We start from the raw sequence: 18,142 nt of genomic DNA, 5'->3' as shown, positions 1-18,142 counted from the left end.
AGTCGATGAGCCGTCTACCTGCGATTGAAAATCCACAGCGTAAACCCTACCCAAGTGATTTAAGCGATGCCGAATGGTTAATTATCAAGCCCTTTCTACCAAAACCTAAAGGGTTTGGGCATCCTGTAGAAGTAGATTTACGAGAAATTTTGAATGCTATTTTCTATGTGCAACGTACCGGGTGTCAGTGGGAAATGCTACCCCATGATCTTCCACCTTACACAACAGTATACGGCTACTTTCAGAAATGGCAGCGCAAAGGAATATGGCAGAAAATTCACGACCAAGTGCGCCATCAACTGCGACAAGATTTGGGCAGAGACGAACACTCTAGCGTTGCGATCGCCGATTCTCAGTCAGTGAAGACAACGGAAAAAAAGGGGAAGTCTACGGTTTCGATGGTGGTAAGAAAGTTAAAGGCCGTAAGCGACATATAGTTGTGGATTCTCAAGGTTTGTTGATTGGCGTTTTAGTGACTGAAGCTAATGCGTCGGAACGTTTGGGGGCTGTGGTTGTACTCCATGAATCGGCTCAGGAATTGTCTAAATTGGAAGTTGTTTGGGTAGATCAAGGCTATTCTGGTGAAAACTTTGCTCAAGCTGTCAAGCAAGTTTGCGGAGAACAGGTTCGTGTTGAGGTGATTGAGAGAATATCGAAAACATTTGAACGATTACCCAAGCGGTGGATTGTGGAAAGGACATTCGGCTGGCTCAATCGATTTCGGCGTTTGAGCAAGGATTATGAGTTGTACACAGAGATCAGTGAAGCCATGATTTACGGCTCATTGATTCGTCTGATGGTAAAACGAATGGCAGCTTAATCTTTTGTTTACGAATCAGCTCTTAATCCCATAGAATCCAAAAGATTGATGATTTCTAATTTTGCTTGTAAAATTCGCTCTTGAGTGGGTGATAAAATGAGAAAATCATCCGCATAACGCACGAGTTTTAAATCTGTTGCGGTAATAAATTCATCAAATTCATGCAGATAAATATTGGCCAGCATCGGCGAAATTACTGCACCTTGTGGGATGCCCTTTTGGGGTAATATCAGTCCCTCTTCAGTTAACATTCCAACTGATACCCAGGATTTAATCAAACATAAAATCCCCGGATTATTTATATGTATTCTGACTTGTGTTAATAACCTTTGATGGTCGATATTATCAAAAAATTTCACAATATCTGCATCTAAAACCCAAGAATAACCATGATCTCGCCAGTCAGCTACTTTTTCTACTGCATTCAGGTAAGATAAATTAGGACGATAAGCAAAACTTGCAGACGAAAATTTAGCCTCCATGATTGGATAAAGCACATTTAATAGAGCTTGCTGAACAATTCTATCCCGCACTGTAGGTATTTTTAACTCTCGCCGACTGCCATTTTTTTTGGGAATAATCACCTGTTTGCAAGGCTGAGGTTGGTATGTACTATTGCTAACAGCATTTCGCAATTGATAAATATTAATGGTTTGATTGCTAGCAAATTTATCAATAGTTTCTCCATCTACACCTGCACAACCTCGATTTTCTGCTACCTTTTCCCAAGCGCGTTGAAAATTACTCAATTCCAGAAATTCATGGGCAATTATATCCATAGAAATTTGCAATTTAATTTCTTTTGAAATATAGTGCCTACATGGAAATGGAGGTTTCCAAGGATAAAAAATTACTGAAATAGTGTTGTTAGCGGTGCGTTGAGCCAGTGCTGAGTAAAAAAAGCAAAAATCACACTCAACATCAAATTGGTGTTCTCAACTAGGGTGTTGATTTTGTACCTTTTCATGGGTTAAAAAATCATGCACAATCCTTGCTGAGTAAAATTTGCAGTGAGAAAAGTTATTTTTCGCGTTCTTTAAGTAATGAGTAATGAGTAATGAGTAATGAGTAATGAGTAATGAGTAATGAGTAAATACCCATTACTTATAAAGTAAAATTGAATTACCACATTCTTTTTTACTCATGATTAATTATAACGCAAATCTCAGTATTCAAGAAAGAACAGAAAATTTGGCGATAAGAGTTATCAAAGCTTATTCTGAGCTAAATAAAAGACCTTTTGACGACGCTGGGAAAATCTTGTCTAAACAATTTTTAAGAAGCGGAACATCAATAGGAGTAATGAGTAATAAGTAAAAAAATATTTATTATTTATTCACCGTGAGCTAAAAATCTGTAAAAATCTCTAACTCATTACTCATTACTCATTACTTATTACTTATTACTTATTTTTCATGGTGCAAACTATTCAGAAGCTAAATATGCACAATCAAATAAAGACTTTATCAATAAGTATTCTATAGCCTTAAAGGAAGCCAGTGAAACCCTTTATTGGATAAAAATAATGATAAAATCGGAGTTAGTGTCAAAATCAAAATTTCAAAACTTGATAGAAGAGAATGAAATAATTATTAAGATATTAACAACTTCAATCAACAAATTGAAAGAAAAATAAAAATAATCCACTCATTACTTATTACTCATTACTTATGACTTATTACTTATGACTTATTACTCTGTCTCCAGCATAGTCATAATAACTTTAAAACAAGATGAGAATTTACTTGATATAGTTAATAACTATATAGTTATTTTTTGCTTGTAGTTGCAGCTTTGGTTTTTGACACTACCAATCAATCCATTCTTGTTGCTATCGTAATAGATGGATGTAGGCAATTGAGTAATAATTACCAGATATTTAGTACATTTTGTTAACAAAGCCAACTGATGGCGCGATCGCACACACCATAGGATATTTTCACGTAAAGGAGAGGAAATTTTGGCAGCAGTCCGAGTCCGCCAGCATGTTAATCCACTTGCTAAAAAGTATCAAACACCAGCAAGTCCCCTTGACTGGGGAAAAATTTATGCAAAGCCAAATCAACCACTACATTTAGATATTGGCTGTGCTAAGGGGCAGTTTTTGCTAAATATGGCCAAAATAGAACCCAACTGGAATTTTCTCGGTTTGGAAATTCGAGAACCTCTGGTGGTGGAGGCGAATAGGTTAAGTTCTGAGTTGGCTTTAACAAATCTGCACTACTTATTTTGCAATGTGAATAACTCGCTGGACTCTCTATTATCTTCTCTCCCTCCAGGGAGTTTACAGCGCGTTACAATTCAATTCCCCGATCCTTGGTTTAAAACCCGCCATGCTAAACGCCGTGTAGTGCAACCAGAACTAGTGGCGGAGTTAGCCAGTTATCTTGCAGTTGGTGGGATTGTGTTTGTGCAATCAGATATGGAATTTATTGCGGTGGAAATGCGCGATCACTTTGCTGCTCACCCAGCTTATCAGAAAGTTGGCACAGAAGAATGGTTAGCAGAAAATCCCCTACCAGTGCCCACAGAACGGGAAATGGGTACACAAAAAAAAGGTGAACCTGTTTATCGGGCTTTGTTTGTCAGACGATAAGTTGTGAATGAAGCGACTTAACAAGTAATTGCTTTGGGTAAACTTTGATGCGTTCTTTAAGAGTTAGGAGACGTGATTCATCACGTCTGTACAGGATTTAGGAGTTATTAATTACAATGCCCCATGCCCTTTTAATCAAATCCAAGAGTTGAACCACATCCGCAGTTTATAACCGTGAGGTGAGAGGGGTAAACCCAGATAAATAGGCATCCAGAAAATAAAAGCAGCGAGAATGATAAAAGTAATGGTAACACCTAGCGCCCGGAGTTGTTGATAGTAGCTGCGAAGACACTGATCGACAAACCAAGCGATCGCTAAAAATACAAATACTACTGCACACATATAATGGTATATGAAAACGCACCTCGTCACTTCCACCCAAGGTGCTAAGTTAGCAGCATAATTTATAACTAAATACAAGGCAATCCAAGTATCAATACTAAGAGTTGCAGGTACAGAAAAACGTTTTTCCTTCACCCAAGGCATTACGGCTTGTGACACCAGCATTCCTACTAAAAACAATATTGCAGCAACACCAAACCACCACAAAAAGGGATTGCCCATTGCATGGACATCATAAATAACTTGTCCAGCACCAGCAGGTAAAGGTGGCCCCATGACAGGTAATGGTTCAGTGATACTTTCAGCCGTTTGATAATAATATGCCATTGGTCGAGTCATCAAAGGCCATTTGTACCACGCAGCACAATAAGGATGTACATCCGAACTATTACCACCTAAATGCAAGTGAAATTTCAAAATTTGCTGATGTACTGCAATAAATCCATAAGTTTTATCTAGCTGAAGGTGAGGAATCCAGATGATGCTATAGATAAAAGCTGGAATTATTCCTAGATAAAATAACATCTGGAAAATATTTAGCTGAGTCAAGTTTTGTAGTGGTGACTCAGATGAGGGAGATGGTATAAATGGTGGAGAATAAGTACTAATTCCTACCTCCTGACTCCTGACTTCTGACTCCTGGCTCCTGCCTTCTGCCGACGCTCGCGGACTCGCTAACGCTGCGCTATCCTGCCTCCTGCCTCCTGTCTCCTCCAATGAGGGGGATTGAAAAAAGAGTTTGGCGTTAGAAAAAGAATGCGTTCCCTGAATTACCCAAGCTACTATCCAAATAAGATAAGCACCGGATAGAAACCATAAACCGTTCCATTTAGCACCGACTGATGCACCAAAAGCAATGCCAGCAAAAACTAACCAAAATGAACGTCGCCGATTTTGCTTATCTAATGCTAATAATAAAAACCAGTGTCCTAATAAACCAAAGATGACAATATAAATATTACTTAAAGCATAGCGGGATTCAACTAGAAAAATGCCATCACAAGCTGTAAACAAACCCGCAAGCAAAGCAAAGCTACGGCGATAACTCAACTGATAAGCGATCGCAGCTACAACTAAAGGGATAAATGAGCCAGTAAGGGCATTGAACCACCGATAAGTCCAGGGCGATCGCATTGAACCCGTTAGCCCATTTACTGTATCGTGCCAAAAAGGAATGTGACTGCCAATCCAAATGCCGATGCCAATCATATATTGACTTAGCGGCGGATGAGCATTAAAAAATGGTGTGTGCGTGAGATAATCATTACCAAATTTTGCAAAGTAAACTTCATCAAATACTAGAGTATTGAATCGCTCCAATCCCCAAAACCTCAAGGCGAGTGAGAGAAGAAATACACTCACCATCCCAATTCGGAACCACTTTTTAGTCATTTGTTATTTGTCATTTGTCATTTGTCATTGGGCATGGGGGATTGGGCATTGGGAATAGGGGATGAGTCTTTGATACTCGCCGACGAGTTTTTGAACTCCACTGCTTTGCCCTCCTACCCTCTGCTCAAGAACTGCTCCCTTGTTACTCCCTCCATTCTTCAAGTGCATCTAGTTGAAACAGGAGTAGTTCAATACCGTAATAATTATTTGTTCGCCCCACTGGTTTCATACCCAATCGTTCTGTTACACGGATTGAGGCATGATTTTCTGGCTTCACTACGGCATAAATCACTGGCAAGTTCAAAACACTAAATCCGTAGTTGAGCATAACTCGTCCTGCTTCCGTTGCATACCCTTTACCCCAAGAAGCTCGCCGTAAGTGCCAGCCTACCTCATAATCTTGAGTAGTTAAACCATCTTTGTCGGGCAATTGTTTAAGAAGGATAGTTCCCACAATTGCTGTAGTTTCCTTTTCGACAATTGCCCAAGATCCAGTACCATTATTGCGTTGATGCATTCGCTCAATACCTTCAATCAAGCGCTGACGCTGTGATTCAATACTTGCGGAGCGAGAAGATTTACCAAGAAAATGCGTAACTTCAGGATCGCTGTAAATTATAAAGGCTTGTTCGGCATCGTGTTCGGGTATCCAACTGCGAATGATCAAGCGTTCGGTTTCCAAAAGATTTGTCATCTTGCTTTTGGCTAAACTAAATTGCCATTCTGCAAAATAGTAAGATACTTATGGTTGAGCAGTCAAAAGTTTTGTAGAGAATTACACAAACAAAATATGGCGATCGCTATGCTGTGGGCAATTATCCAGAAGTTTAACTACCGTTGGTTATGCAACAGCATATTCTGAATCTTTCCGCAGTTCTTCAGACCGAAATCCCAATACAATCCGATCCTTCGGCACACCAGCCCTTACCAATTCCGTTGCTACCCCCTCTTCAGTGCCATCACGTTGAATCCAAATTTTGCCATCAATAATATCAATGTGAATCAAGCAGCCGTGAACGCGGCGTGTTGCAGTTGGAGAGAGTTCTGGCACTGGTTCTCGACCAAGAATCATTACCAAATATCGATCCTGTTCTCGATCAAAGATAGTTTCATGCTGAATATTACCGTAAGAGTAAGGAATCTTTGTGTGTTCAGTAAGAATGCTGCAAATTAGTTGCCTGTATTGCTCCAAATTACCCATCGGACAATAACCTCCCGCTTTGGATTAAAAACGATTAGAGGAATTTTGTAGTCTTCCAATATAAGTTTACCAAGCGGCTCTTCCTCAAAAATATCTGTAAAAACATCCTCATGAACAGCGATATACAAAACCCTATCTTGATAATTACGGCTCATAACAGCAAGGTAGGTAAAGTACTGACCAATCGCCTGTTCTAGGTCTGCTACTTCTGAGTCGCCACTGAAGGTTTTGATTTCTACAGCAATCTTCTCTGTTCCTTTTTCTGCTGTGAGCAACTTTTCGGCTGCCAAATCCACGTAAAGATCCTTTTTTCCCCACTTTAGATGAAAGGGATCGTCAGTAACATTCCAGCCATCTTTAATTAGGGCATTCTTCAAGTTTTCGTGGTAACAGTCTCTAACTGGCATAAATTACTCGAATTACGAATTAGTACCCTCAACTTTTGCCACTTCTAGCATCGTCTTTAAAACCGAATCTGGATTCAAACTAATCGAGTCAATTCCTTGTTCAACCAAAAACTGGGCAAATTCTGGATAATCGCTGGGTGCTTGTCCACAAATGCCGATTTTGCGATCGCATTTTTTCGCTGTTTCGATGACCATTTTCACCATTCGTTTGACAGCCGGACTGCGTTCATCAAACAATCGCGCTACCAATGCCGAATCCCTATCTATCCCTAGCGTTAGTTGAGTTAAATCATTTGAACCAATGGAGAAACCATCAAATACCTCAGCAAATTCCTCAGCCAGAATCACATTACTAGGCAACTCGCACATCACATAAACCTGTAAGCCGTTAACACCCTGATTTAAACCATTTTTTGCCATCTCTGCTAAAACCAACCGCCCTTCATCGGGAGTGCGACAAAAAGGAATCATTGGAATAACATTCGTTAAACCCATATCTTCCCGTACCCGTTTGAGGGCATGACATTCTAGAGCAAAAGCTTCTCTGTAGCCTTCATCATAGTAACGCGCTGCTCCTCGCCAACCTAACATCGGGTTTTCTTCATTGGGTTCAAACTGTCGCCCACCTAGCAAATTCGCATATTCATTACTTTTGAAATCTGACATTCGCACAATTACTGGTTTAGGATAAAATGCTGCGGCAATTCTACCAATGCCTTGAGCTAATTTATCTACAAAATATTGGGTTTTGTCATCATAAAGTGAGGTAGTTTCAGCAATTTTAGCTTTCGCAAATTCATCTTTTAATAGCTCATAATGAATCAACGCCATTGGATGAATTTGAATTTGGTTAGCAATGATAAATTCTGTCCGCGCTAAACCTACGCCATCGTTAGGAATTGCCGATAAACTCAATGCTTCTTGGGGATTACCCACATTCATTAAAATTTTAGTATGGGTACGCGGTAAGTTCTCTAAAGCAACTTCTTCAACTTCAAAAGGTAATAAACCTGCATAAACTTTTCCTTCTTCTCCTTCAGCGCAAGAAATTGTTACCTCTTGACCAGGTTTCAAAATTTCTGTAGCATTGCCACATCCCACGATCGCAGGTACACCCAATTCTCGCGCAATAATTGCGGCGTGACACGTTCTACCACCAGAGTTGGTGACAATTGCACTAGCGCGTTTCATAATCGGTTCCCAGTCGGGATCGGTTCTCTCTGTCACCAAAACTTCCCCAACTTGAAACTGTTCGAGTTTCTGAACATCTAAAATTAAGCGGGCTTTCCCTTGACTAATACCTTCCCCAATTGCACTTCCCGTAACCAAGGGAATTAGAGATTGGGAAGATTTTTCCCCATTCCCGATTCCCCATACTTCGGCTGCGCTCAGTACAAGTTCCCGATTCCCCAATACCAACCGATAACTCCGTAGCACATTTCCTGTCTTCTGCGATTGGACGGTTTCGGGACGCGCTTGCACAATAAAAAGTTGGTTAGTAATACCATCTTTTGCCCACTCGATATCCATTGGAGTTAAAATACCGTGGACTTGAGAGTAATGGTCTTCAATTAAACACGCCCAAGTTCCTAGCTGTAAAATCTCTTCATCACTCAGGGCAAATTTACCTCTCTCGCTGGAGGAAACCGAAACATTTTTCGTAAATTTGGAGCCGTCATCATAAATCATTTTCAGTTCTTTACTGCCCAATTTTTTATCGATAATTGGACGGAAACCAGCTTTTAAAGTTGGTTTAAAAACATAATATTCATCAGGATTTACAGAACCTTGAACAACGTTTTCACCTAAACCATAGGCGGCTGTAATTAGTGCTGCATCCCTAAATCCGGTTTCTGTGTCAATGGAAAACATCACACCAGAGGTTGCTAAGTCAGAACGCACCATTTTTTGCACGCCCACAGCCAGAGCAATGCTAAAGTGGTCAAACCTCTTGGTGTGGCGATAAGAAATGGCGCGATCGGTAAATAGGGAAGCAAAGCATTTGTGACAAGCTGCTAAAACTCCCTCAACACCTACAACATTGAGGTAAGTTTCTTGCTGTCCAGCAAAACTAGCGTCAGGTAAATCCTCGGCAGTGGCGCTAGAACGGACTGCAACATCTGTCTCTGTATGGTATATTTCACAAAGACTTTGGTAGGCTGTAGCGATCGCCTCTCGCAATTCTACAGGGAATGGAGTGTGGATTAATAGCGATCGCGCTTTTTTCCCTCGTTCGCGTAAATTTTTGACATCCTCAACATCCAAGTCAGCAAAGAGTTTGCGTAGCTTTGCTTCTAAACCTGCTAATTTGATGAAATGACGATAAGCGTAAGCAGTGGTGGCGAATCCGGTAGGAACGTTAATCCCTTTGGGCGTTAGCTGTTGAATCATTTCGCCCAGTGAGGCATTTTTACCACCAACTAACGGGATATCAGCAATTCCAACTTCATCAAACCACAAGATGAGCGATCGCTCTTGAGCAGATGGAGATAAAGTACTTTTAGATATTGTAGTCATAATTACCTTTTAAATTTATACTCAATTTGTAAGTGCGTAACCTTTAGTATATTTTTCCCATCTTTAATTTTAGATTTTTCATTCCGTCGTGTAACTTTAAATTTGGCGATTAAATACAATTTAATAGTCAATAAAACTTAACAATTACTTAGGTTAATAGCTGTATCAAAATACCGGATGCAATACACAATGGCACAACTAGAACGACTGCTAAAAATGGCAGAAGATGAGTTAACTGAGTACAGCACTGATGCCCGAAAAATAGAAAAGCTACGGCGAAAAATAGGTTTAACAGTGTCGGCAAGTGAACAACAACAAGTCAAAGAAGCATTATTAGTTAATAAGCAATCTTCTAATATAGTTACTCAAATTGTGGAAGAGCAAAGACAAACAGTAGCCTTACCATTTTGGGGAATTGCTGGATTGGGTTTGTTATTCGGAATTTCTTTAAATCAACCTATCTGTTTGTTAGTAGCTATAGCTGGTACTGTATCAGCTTACAGAATTCAAAGATGGGGTTGGCAATTGCAGGCAAGGAGTCTATTGTTACAAACATTGGAAGATATTGAAGCGCGTATTGCCCAACCTAAATAGATACACTTTATAAATAAATTATTTATAACTGCTTGTATTTAAATATACGAGTGAATCGATTAGTCATTCTATTGAACTTATTTTTAGATTGAGGACTATACCTGGCATCTTACCAAAACTGTTTGAATTACAGAAATTATTATTCTTATTGCCTCTTCACATAAATTGTGTAACTAGGTAGATGTGAGGCATCTGTTTGAGTTTTCACAAGTCGCCAGTCAATATCTATATATAAATGCTCAAACACTTGAGAAGTTGCTAAGTAGGTTTTTTGAAATTCATTAACATGATTTATCTCGAGATTTTCTAATTCGAGGGCTTTAGGCAAATCCTCTTTTGACGAATTAAGTTTTACTTTAGTATTAACTACATTAGTAAACCAGTTGTAGACTGATTCTAAGGTTAAAGGAATTTCTCTATTTTTAAAAGCCTGAAATCTATCAATGTTTTGAAGAGCCCATTTTCCATTTTTAACTCCATATTTTTGGAGGATCATGAAATCATAAGCTGGTAATTTTGATTGAAAATTATCGGATAAAGACGACTCTTTTCCCAGTATATAGCGAGCTATACTTGCACAGTAACCATCATGCTGGAAAATTTGGAATGACTGCTCTTGTATCCTTTGCGGTAAACTTTCATGAAACGATATGGTAGACCAGATTGGTGTCCAAACACCCACTAAAAGCCGTAATTGCTCTGTAACACTAACGACAGGATTGTATTGATTCAACTTTATAAAATAAGGAAGTAATTCAGTTTTATAAAAATTCATTTCGACATTTAAACTTTTTAGTTCCCGACCTTGAACTCGTGCTAAAATTTGCTTCTTTACTTTTAGTGTTTTTTTAGCACTTAATTTATCTTTTAATAAGAGGTCGAGCATTACTATTTACCTTTTTCTAATTTTTTTAGATCACTTGGTTAAGAATTAAAAACTGGTGAGTATAGGGATCATAAAAGTATATGTATCCTTTGCTTCTGTAAAAGTAGAGCCTCTTTGGTCTTCTTTTTGACAGTTATTAAGTATTTATGTGCTTGATATTATCTATATTTTACTCAGAAAATAGTGTGATCCAGATCACTGTAAACTGAAATATATTGAAGAAGTATTTAGAAATTAGAGCGGTTCAATACGCTTATTTGTGTATTTTTTTGTTACTTAAAATTTATAAATAATAAAAAGTGAAGAATCCAAATTTGAATCCTTCACTCTTCATAACTTATTCAATATTTCTACGATTCTCTTCCCGATGCCCAGGTATCACGCCATTTAACAGTACCTTCTTTGGCAATCACCCAGCGACGATTGACCAAATTTTCCCGCAGAGGCGATCGCCCTTCCCGCCACATGGCATATTTATAAGCAATCAGCTTACCAACACTTTCATCAAAGGGAATCTCGGCAGACCAAGTATTTGAGTTGATGTACTCCAAACGATATGCTTTGCTGATATCCCAGTTACCCAACTCTGGACAATCTCCTGTCACCACAATGATTTCACCGGGTTGAGTATCCACGCCATTGAGTTGGACGCGCACAATTGTTTGTGCTTTGATCCGTTCCCCAACGTGGCTGAAAACAAGCACTCCCCGTTCTTCTAATACCAGGTTACAAATCTTGCCCTCTTTTACTTCATACTTATTGCGAGTCACTACGCAAGTATGCTCACCATCGGGCAATTCTGTTTCTACTTCTGGGAGAATAACTTCCCCTCCCCGGTTTAAAGCTACAAAACATAGAGAATCACGAGAGCGGCGGACATAACAGTAAACATCGGCGGTCAAGTATTTCTGCCAATGGCTACCCATTGACACAGCAGGATTTAGCCGCCGTAAACCAGATAGCAATCTAATACAACGATAAACCTCACTATCGGTATCCCAATTTTCCATCATCGGGCGGTTATATGGGTCGTTACCGCCATCAGTATCATTATGTAAATACTGTTCTGTACCGTAATATATACAGGGAATGCCGCGAGATGTCATAATTAAGGCGATCGCAACCTTCAACATCGCTGGATCGGGATTCAGCGATTGGAAGCGGCACATATCATGGTTATCGATGAAGGTAACTAACTCTGTTGCCCCGTTATAGCGATAATCTTGGTCAAAAATGTATTGAATTGTTTGGAATCCCATTTCTGAACCTTGACCCAATGCGGCTCGAATTGCCACACATAGCCCAAAGTCTAGAAGTGTCATGCCTGAATGATTGGCAAATTCTACCGAGCGATCGTCACTCGGATTACTGTAAATCCATTCGCCAAAAATAAATACATCTGGTTTGTGATTGCTCATCTCGCCAGTGAATTCTTGCCAAAACCAAATCGGCATGTGCTTGACAGTATCAACCCGCAGTGCATCCACACCCCGGTCTAGCCATTGTTTAATTGCTGATTTAATATACTGTCGATATTCTGTATTATTTTCATTAAAGGTTGCAAGACCCGCTAGTTCACAATTCTGTACTTGCCAATCGTCTTCCCAGTTTTGCACTTCACCATAGTGGTGATACCAATGATTAACATCATTATTAAAGTCAGCAATTTTAACGCCATCATCATACAATTCACCTTTACTACCACTGGTATCAGGGCTGCTGTGATTGCAGACAATATCCAGCACCAGCTTCATATTCCGCTTGTGTAGTTCTGTAATTAACCGATCAAAAGTCGTATTTTTTTCTTCTTGGGTAGCATTTAAAGAAGGGTTTTCTCCATCAGCAATGTAGCGAGGATTAATCCGCTTAAAATCTTTTGTCCAATAGCCATGCATCGCCGCATTGCTAATAAATAACTCTTCTACTTGCTCGAATAGCGGAGTTAGCCAAAGGGCGGTAACTCCCATATTTTTGAGATAATCTAATTTATCGATGACACCTTGCAAGTCACCACCCCAGTACTTACCCCATTCTTGTCTATTGGGATCGTAGAGTTCTGAATTTTCACCTTCGCTGTTATCTGGATCGCCATCATAAAAGCGATCGACTACCAGAAAGTAAATAGTTTCCTGACGAAATTCAATATCTCTGGTGTAAAGAAACTCTAGGTCAATCTCAGTTTCTGATGGTGGCGTTTCTATAATAGCGTCTACTTTTTCTTGTGCAGAATCAACTTTGTATTGATCTGGAGAAAACTGAGATGGAGTGGTTTTTACCATAAAAAACTCAAAATTTTATGTAATTTACATTTGTAGAACTAACAGTACAAACGCTTTGGATATTGTGTGTTGCTACAAACATCGGTATTGTGACATCCTGCTCACGGTATAGGTATCTATCGCTAGCTAGTTTATAATTCTATCGGTAGATATAATTCATCTGCTAGAGGATAAAAATCAAGAAAGATATAGCATTTATTAACGATAATTGCTCAATAACAAAAATTTACAATATTTAATTAAGTTGACCTGCGGTAAAAATTGAGCCTAACTCGTGTTTAAGTGTATATTCGACAACAGATTTTAGAACATCTCAAATTCTTGGAGATTAGCTGTCAACAAGATTTGGTGACACCTGAGCAATACTGAGTAAACCACCTATTAGGCAACTTTTTCTCTAGAAGATTCGCTCCATTGGTAAACTGACCATTGTCACTTTCAATCTGTTTTTACTATTGAGGAATTAATTTAGGTAGCAATTATGACCAAATATGACAAGGTTTTTAACTCACCAAAGACATCAGAGGAATCACTAAGTCCAGAGGAAGCCGTAGCAGCGATCGCAACTGTGACTGCGATCGCTGATTCAATGATTGAAGATGTAGATGCAGAAAGTTTAGCGGGTATCCTCTGGGAATTTGAGGTTTTCGAGGAATACTCAGAAGATGAAATTGCCGAAATAGTTGACAGACTCCTAGCCATTGCTGAAGAGGAGGGAATTGGCCCCCTGTTTAATGCTGCCAAAGTATCTCTTTCAGATGAATTAGTGCTGGATGGTTTTGCAGCTGGGGTAATAGTGCTTTTAGACGATGAACTCGCGATCGCCAAACCAAAACAAGCCTACCTCAAAAAGCTACAAGCAGCCTTAGAACTGGAAGATGAAGAAGCAGAGGAGATCATTAAGGAGGTAATTGCAGCCTTTAAAGAAGCAGAAGAAGAATATGCAGACGACGACGATGATGAGACAGTAGTCATAGAAGATTTTAGCGAACAGACATATCAATCCCCTTTAAGTAATTTTACCGTGCCAATTCCGGTTGATCCCCAGCAGGGCGGTAGAATTCAAAGCCAGGAAGGAGTAGTAGGCTTTTCTGATGACATCGGTACTTTGTTGAGAATCGATTATTATCCTTTTCCTCTAGAACAGTTAGAGGAATTGGAGTCTGTTGGACAAGAAGAATATTTACAAACGATTTTAGTAGATAAGTATGTACCCCAGGCGATTTTTGCCAATGTACCAGATGCTTCTGTGGAGTACACCGAATATCTGGAAGATACTTTGCGAGGTGCTTACTATGTCTTAATTGATATGCCCAAAGGTTCGACAATTTCTAAGCAAGAAAATAATGGAACTGCGATCAGATTAGATGCGTACCGGGGTCTGCTCACCTTTATCAGTGGTGAATTTTTGTATATAGTTAGTAGTCAGCACAGCTTTCTTGACGGCGAAACTCCCGATTCTCTTGAAGAAGAAGCTGAAGATATCAAGGAGAGTATTTTAGAGTTTGTTGAGACTATAGAGTTCAACTAAGTAGTGTAAACCTTGGTTAACTTGTTCAAACTTTAGTAATTCTAGTAATATTGCTCAAATCACAGATGCGATCGCATCTGTGATTTGCATGCCTTTTTGATGGTGAAGTTTACGAAAGTAAGGCATTTCATTAATTCATAGCGAAGTAAAATTGGCAATACCCTCCAATAACAATGCATCGGCTTACATTGTTACTACCTGTTATGTCTTCTTACCTGCTACTGGTTCAGCTATATTTTCCATATCGACCAGATTCCACTTTAAACCTTTGCTCCTATATATACGCTTCTGCAAATTTGGATAGTCACCGATATCATGGTCTAGCCTTTGACCAACTACTATACATTTGAATATAGAATTTCCCGTGTTTTTCAGCTTGTGCGGCTTACCACCAGCGCGATATCCAATAAAATCTCCTGCTTTAACTGGATAAACGCTTTCTCCAATTGTTGCCTCAGCTTCTCCCTCAAGAACGTATACGCACTCTTCTTCGTGATAGTGCATGTGAAGCTCCGTTGATTCACGTCCAGGCTCTACTTCAATGATGTGGAAACCGATATTTTTTAAACCTGTCAAATCTCCTAAAGACTTATTCAGTCTGCGAGCATTGGAGTTGAGAAAATGTGTTTTTTCTAGTCCTTCATAAGACTCAATCTCTTCTTTGGTGACTAAATACTTTTCCATTTCTTGATACCAAGGTGCTAAGAAAATTTGATGGTGAACAAGCGAGGGGCCTTCATAATGAATTAAGACGGAAGTTAAAACAGGTTTAAGGGTTCTATCTCAGCAGAAGTAATCGCTTCTATTTGTGGATGGGATTATATCATCACCTCGTTATTAAGTGCAACTTCATAGAGAATTGGTATTAATGCGTCGGCTTGCATTAAAAACGCTACGCTTTTACGCAAAACTGTACTAAGTAATTTCTCTATGCAAAAAAGCGATGTCTACGGCGGTCACTGACTTGTACCTACGGTGTACACACAAGTCGGAAATAGTAGTCTGTCAAACTAATTCATAATTGAATAGCGTTCTTAATTCAGTGTTCATAACTCATGAACTCATGTGATGTACATTTGGAAAGGGCGGTGTCTGACGACAAGCCCAGAGGCGGAATGTCTCAGAATGTCTATGCTTGTGATTTTTCATGACAATAACCCTGCTAAACAATCGCTATCAAGTTATCCAGGTAATCGGTGCTGGGGGTTTTGGTGAAACCTTTCTGGCAGAAGATGTTCACATGCCTTCTCGCCGTCGTTGTGTGATTAAGCAACTCAAACCGATAACTAATAACGATCCGCAAAATTACCAACTGATCCAACAACGGTTTGAACGGGAAGCCGCAACCTTGGAGTATTTGGGTGAAAGTAGTAACCAAATTCCTAAACTCTACGCCTACTTTTCTGAGAACGGGCAATTTTACCTTGTCCAAGAATGGATTCACGGCCAAACTCTGACGAAAATTGTCGAAGCCAAAGGATTTGAGAGTGAAGCTGCTGTTCGGCAAATTCTCTTGAGTCTGCTTTCAGTGTTAAATTATGTCCACAGTAAAGGCATTATTCACCGGGATATCAAACCTGAGAACATTATTCTCCGTTCTGTTGATAACAAGCCAGTTTTGATTGATTTTGGTGCAGTCAAAGAAACAATCCGTTCTGTCGTTAACTCTTCAGGATACCCCACGCGATCGCTCGTTATTGGTACGCCTGGATATATGCCTAGCGAACAAGCCGTTGGCCGCCCAGTTTACGCCACTGATATCTACAGCTTAGGTTTAACGGCGATTTATCTGCTGACTGGCAAACACCCGCAAGAATTACTAACGGATCTCAAAACTGGGGAAATACTTTGGCAGCAGCACGCCCCTAATATCTCTTCTCAATTAGCGGCGGTACTCAATCAGGCAATTAAGCCTCATGCTGGCGATCGCTACAGCACTGCTAGTAAGATGTTACACGCTTTGCAGTCTGCTAGTAATATCCCTCCTGAGTTAGCTGCAAATACTCCCACAGTTAATTTTTATCCCCCTGCGACATCGACTCGACAAACCCAGCCATTATATTCCCCACAAAAACCAACTGTGATTTCAGGGACTTCCACTCCTGGAAACTGGCAAAAACCTGCTGTAATTATTGGTAGTTTGCTGGTAGGCGGCTTGATTGGTGCAATAGTAATTCCTAACATCATTCGTCAGCAACAACCAGAAACAACCATTGTTACAAGTCGCACCCCATCGCTAGAATCTTTGCCTACTCCCGCATCTACCGAATCGCCTCTTTCTTCCCAAACTTCTCCAGCCCCAGTTGTACCAGCCTCACAACCACGAAAGCGAGTAATTCTCAATCCTTTGCCAACCTTTAATCCCCCAGTTGTATCCACACCACAGCCAGAAAAAGAACCTGTAATTTCAGATACTCCAGCGCCAGAAGTGCCTTCTACACCACAACCAGAACCAGAGAATATTGCAGTTCCCACACCAGAAGCACCTTCAGCACCACAGAAGAATGATCAGCCACCTAAAAAAGTAGCTGTGACTACCAGCAGTCAAAGTGTTCCCGTATTTCCTACAGGTACATCCAGAAGTACCGTAGAAGCTACCCTCGGCAAACCAAATCAAGATTTGAGAGGTGCATGGGGTAAGACGCGTGCTGTTGTTTACAAACTAGTCCCAAACAAAATTGATCTTGGCTACTTATTCGATCGTAATTCTAAAGTGCTGCGTCAAACAGAGGTATCTTTTGCCCAATCGGTAGACCCGCAGGTGATGGAAGCTACCTTGAATGGATTGTTAGATGGGCAAGCCACTGAAGAAATTAAGCAGGGACTAAAACAGGTACAACAGGGTCAGTCTGATAATTTTAGTTTTAAGAATGGCTCCGTTAAAGGCCAGATTATCCGCCAAGAATGTAATTTTATTTACATTAGTATTTGGGATGAAAATTTACATGATTTTGTGAGTCCATCGACAGCCAAAAGATGTTAAGTTTCTAGAAAATGTTGTTCTCAAAAATTTAATTTTTGTATCTTAGAAGACAGATTCAGGATTCAATATAGTTTTTAAAAAACTGTCTTTACTGGACTAAAATATACATAATTTCGGTCTTCGCAAACACAAAAACCCAGTTTTTAGAATTAGTGTATTTGTCTTCTAGGTTTTGCAACTAAACCCATAAAAACCTGTTTTCCCAATTCCCATTTTCGACCTTAGTTTCAAATTCTTAATCTTCATAAAGTTATAAATACCATTATTAAGTTTTTAATAATACTTGTCTCAGCTTCTACATTCATGTCGTAAATTGCGATCGGAATTGTGTAATCTAAAGACAGCTAATAGCTCATTATTCAATCGAGGTCTGATGACTCCTACAATCATGCGTCAGCTTTGGTCAGTGGTTGAAACCGCCCAAGCCAAGCTCCTCTTACAACTGGATGATGCTAGCTTGGTGCAGTGGTTAGTGAAACAAACCGAAACACAAGTTTTGTTAGATCCTAACGAAACTGATTATCTGTGCCACTACATTCAATCTCGGCTAGCTCTTATACGTGATATTGCCCATGAACGACAGTGTTCATGATA

16 protein-coding genes are annotated in these 18,142 nt (G+C 39.7%); 7 read left to right on the top strand and 9 right to left on the bottom strand.

Annotation, left to right across the window (positions count from 1 at the left end; translation table 11 throughout):
* Positions 1-5 precede the first annotated feature (5 nt).
* A protein-coding gene (locus FBB35_RS09045; RefSeq protein ID WP_174708067.1) for an IS5 family transposase occupies positions 6-820 on the top strand; the annotation gives its coding sequence in 2 pieces (ribosomal slippage) (positions 6-372 and positions 372-820; 816 coding nt in all).
* Between the two features lie 8 nt (positions 821-828).
* Here the strand turns inward: FBB35_RS09045 and FBB35_RS09040 are convergent.
* Positions 829-1,599: a reverse transcriptase domain-containing protein gene (locus FBB35_RS09040; protein WP_174709351.1), complete on the bottom strand. Its 771-nt coding sequence runs from the start codon at positions 1,597-1,599 to the stop codon at positions 829-831.
* Positions 1,600-2,207: 608 nt separating this feature from the next.
* Between FBB35_RS09040 and FBB35_RS09035 the strand changes: the two genes are divergently transcribed.
* Both FBB35_RS09035 and trmB read left to right on the top strand, forming a co-directional pair.
* A complete protein-coding gene (locus tag FBB35_RS09035; RefSeq protein WP_174713571.1) occupies positions 2,208-2,456 on the top strand; it encodes a four helix bundle protein in 249 nt (82 codons plus the stop codon).
* A gap of 324 nt (positions 2,457-2,780) precedes the next feature.
* A complete protein-coding gene (gene trmB / locus FBB35_RS09030; RefSeq protein ID WP_174709350.1) occupies positions 2,781-3,416 on the top strand; it encodes a tRNA (guanosine(46)-N7)-methyltransferase TrmB in 636 nt (211 codons plus the stop codon).
* A gap of 135 nt (positions 3,417-3,551) precedes the next feature.
* On the opposite strand, the gene FBB35_RS09025 is transcribed toward trmB, so the two are convergent.
* The 5 genes from FBB35_RS09025 to ppsA form a co-directional block, all read right to left on the bottom strand.
* On the bottom strand, positions 3,552-5,150 hold the full coding sequence (locus FBB35_RS09025; protein WP_174709349.1) for a dolichyl-phosphate-mannose--protein mannosyltransferase: 1,599 nt from the start codon (positions 5,148-5,150) through the stop codon (positions 3,552-3,554).
* 142 nt (positions 5,151-5,292) lie between these two features.
* Entirely contained in the window at positions 5,293-5,844 is a 552-nt protein-coding gene (locus FBB35_RS09020; RefSeq protein ID WP_174709348.1) for a GNAT family N-acetyltransferase, read from the bottom strand.
* Positions 5,845-5,991: 147 nt separating this feature from the next.
* On the bottom strand, positions 5,992-6,351 hold the full coding sequence (locus FBB35_RS09015) for a XisI protein (RefSeq protein ID WP_174709347.1): 360 nt from the start codon (positions 6,349-6,351) through the stop codon (positions 5,992-5,994).
* Positions 6,321-6,758: an element excision factor XisH family protein gene (locus tag FBB35_RS09010; RefSeq protein WP_174709346.1), complete on the bottom strand. Its 438-nt coding sequence runs from the start codon at positions 6,756-6,758 to the stop codon at positions 6,321-6,323. The genes FBB35_RS09015 and FBB35_RS09010 overlap by 31 nt, the downstream gene beginning before the upstream one ends.
* A gap of 12 nt (positions 6,759-6,770) precedes the next feature.
* Positions 6,771-9,275, bottom strand: coding sequence for a phosphoenolpyruvate synthase (ppsA, locus tag FBB35_RS09005; protein ID WP_174709345.1), 2,505 nt, complete (start codon positions 9,273-9,275; stop codon positions 6,771-6,773).
* Positions 9,276-9,464: 189 nt separating this feature from the next.
* Here ppsA and FBB35_RS09000 point away from each other — a divergent pair, with 189 nt between their 5' ends.
* Positions 9,465-9,869, top strand: coding sequence for a hypothetical protein (locus FBB35_RS09000; RefSeq protein ID WP_174709344.1), 405 nt, complete (start codon positions 9,465-9,467; stop codon positions 9,867-9,869).
* A 145-nt stretch (positions 9,870-10,014) separates the two neighbouring features.
* Here the strand turns inward: FBB35_RS09000 and FBB35_RS08995 are convergent, their stop codons facing one another.
* Positions 10,015-10,755 (bottom strand): hypothetical protein, encoded by a 741-nt coding sequence (locus FBB35_RS08995; RefSeq protein WP_174709343.1) that lies wholly within the window; start codon positions 10,753-10,755, stop codon positions 10,015-10,017.
* Between the two features lie 350 nt (positions 10,756-11,105).
* Complete coding sequence (locus FBB35_RS08990; protein ID WP_174709342.1) at positions 11,106-13,034, bottom strand: alpha-amylase family glycosyl hydrolase; 1,929 nt, start codon at positions 13,032-13,034, stop codon at positions 11,106-11,108.
* Between the two features lie 481 nt (positions 13,035-13,515).
* On the opposite strand from FBB35_RS08990, the gene FBB35_RS08985 reads away from it, so the two are divergent.
* Positions 13,516-14,565, top strand: coding sequence for a hypothetical protein (locus tag FBB35_RS08985; protein WP_174709341.1), 1,050 nt, complete (start codon positions 13,516-13,518; stop codon positions 14,563-14,565).
* Between the two features lie 201 nt (positions 14,566-14,766).
* Here FBB35_RS08985 and FBB35_RS08980 read toward each other — a convergent pair whose 3' ends face one another.
* Positions 14,767-15,249: a cupin domain-containing protein gene (locus FBB35_RS08980; protein WP_174709340.1), complete on the bottom strand. Its 483-nt coding sequence runs from the start codon at positions 15,247-15,249 to the stop codon at positions 14,767-14,769.
* Between the two features lie 463 nt (positions 15,250-15,712).
* Here FBB35_RS08980 and FBB35_RS08975 point away from each other — a divergent pair, with 463 nt between their 5' ends.
* Together FBB35_RS08975 and FBB35_RS08970 are read left to right on the top strand one after the other, a co-directional pair.
* Positions 15,713-17,548 (top strand): serine/threonine-protein kinase, encoded by a 1,836-nt coding sequence (locus FBB35_RS08975; RefSeq protein ID WP_174709339.1) that lies wholly within the window; start codon positions 15,713-15,715, stop codon positions 17,546-17,548.
* 373 nt (positions 17,549-17,921) lie between these two features.
* Positions 17,922-18,140 (top strand): hypothetical protein, encoded by a 219-nt coding sequence (locus FBB35_RS08970; RefSeq protein ID WP_114080301.1) that lies wholly within the window; start codon positions 17,922-17,924, stop codon positions 18,138-18,140.
* The last annotated feature ends 2 nt before the right edge of the window (positions 18,141-18,142 follow it).

Origin of the sequence: Nostoc sp. TCL240-02 (genome assembly GCF_013343235.1) — a bacterium.
Lineage (GTDB): Bacteria > Cyanobacteriota > Cyanobacteriia > Cyanobacteriales > Nostocaceae > Nostoc.
This window is presented reverse-complemented; position numbering and strand designations above follow the sequence as displayed.

Bases quoted from the DNA above. Each gene is read 5' to 3' on its own strand.
- FBB35_RS08995 (WP_174709343.1), bottom strand. From the start codon at position 10,755: ATGCTCGACCTCTTATTAAAAGATAAATTAAGTGCTAAAAAAACACTA.
- FBB35_RS08980 (WP_174709340.1), bottom strand. From the start codon at position 15,249: ATGGAAAAGTATTTAGTCACCAAAGAAGAGATTGAGTCTTATGAAGGA.
- FBB35_RS09010 (WP_174709346.1), bottom strand. From the start codon at position 6,758: ATGCCAGTTAGAGACTGTTACCACGAAAACTTGAAGAATGCCCTAATT.
- FBB35_RS08985 (WP_174709341.1), top strand. From the start codon at position 13,516: ATGACCAAATATGACAAGGTTTTTAACTCACCAAAGACATCAGAGGAA.
- ppsA (WP_174709345.1), bottom strand. From the start codon at position 9,275: ATGACTACAATATCTAAAAGTACTTTATCTCCATCTGCTCAAGAGCGA.
- FBB35_RS08970 (WP_114080301.1), top strand. From the start codon at position 17,922: ATGACTCCTACAATCATGCGTCAGCTTTGGTCAGTGGTTGAAACCGCC.
- FBB35_RS08975 (WP_174709339.1), top strand. From the start codon at position 15,713: ATGACAATAACCCTGCTAAACAATCGCTATCAAGTTATCCAGGTAATC.
- FBB35_RS08990 (WP_174709342.1), bottom strand. From the start codon at position 13,034: ATGGTAAAAACCACTCCATCTCAGTTTTCTCCAGATCAATACAAAGTT.
- FBB35_RS09025 (WP_174709349.1), bottom strand. From the start codon at position 5,150: ATGACTAAAAAGTGGTTCCGAATTGGGATGGTGAGTGTATTTCTTCTC.
- FBB35_RS09040 (WP_174709351.1), bottom strand. From the start codon at position 1,599: ATGGATATAATTGCCCATGAATTTCTGGAATTGAGTAATTTTCAACGC.
- FBB35_RS09020 (WP_174709348.1), bottom strand. From the start codon at position 5,844: ATGACAAATCTTTTGGAAACCGAACGCTTGATCATTCGCAGTTGGATA.
- FBB35_RS09000 (WP_174709344.1), top strand. From the start codon at position 9,465: ATGGCACAACTAGAACGACTGCTAAAAATGGCAGAAGATGAGTTAACT.
- FBB35_RS09015 (WP_174709347.1), bottom strand. From the start codon at position 6,351: ATGGGTAATTTGGAGCAATACAGGCAACTAATTTGCAGCATTCTTACT.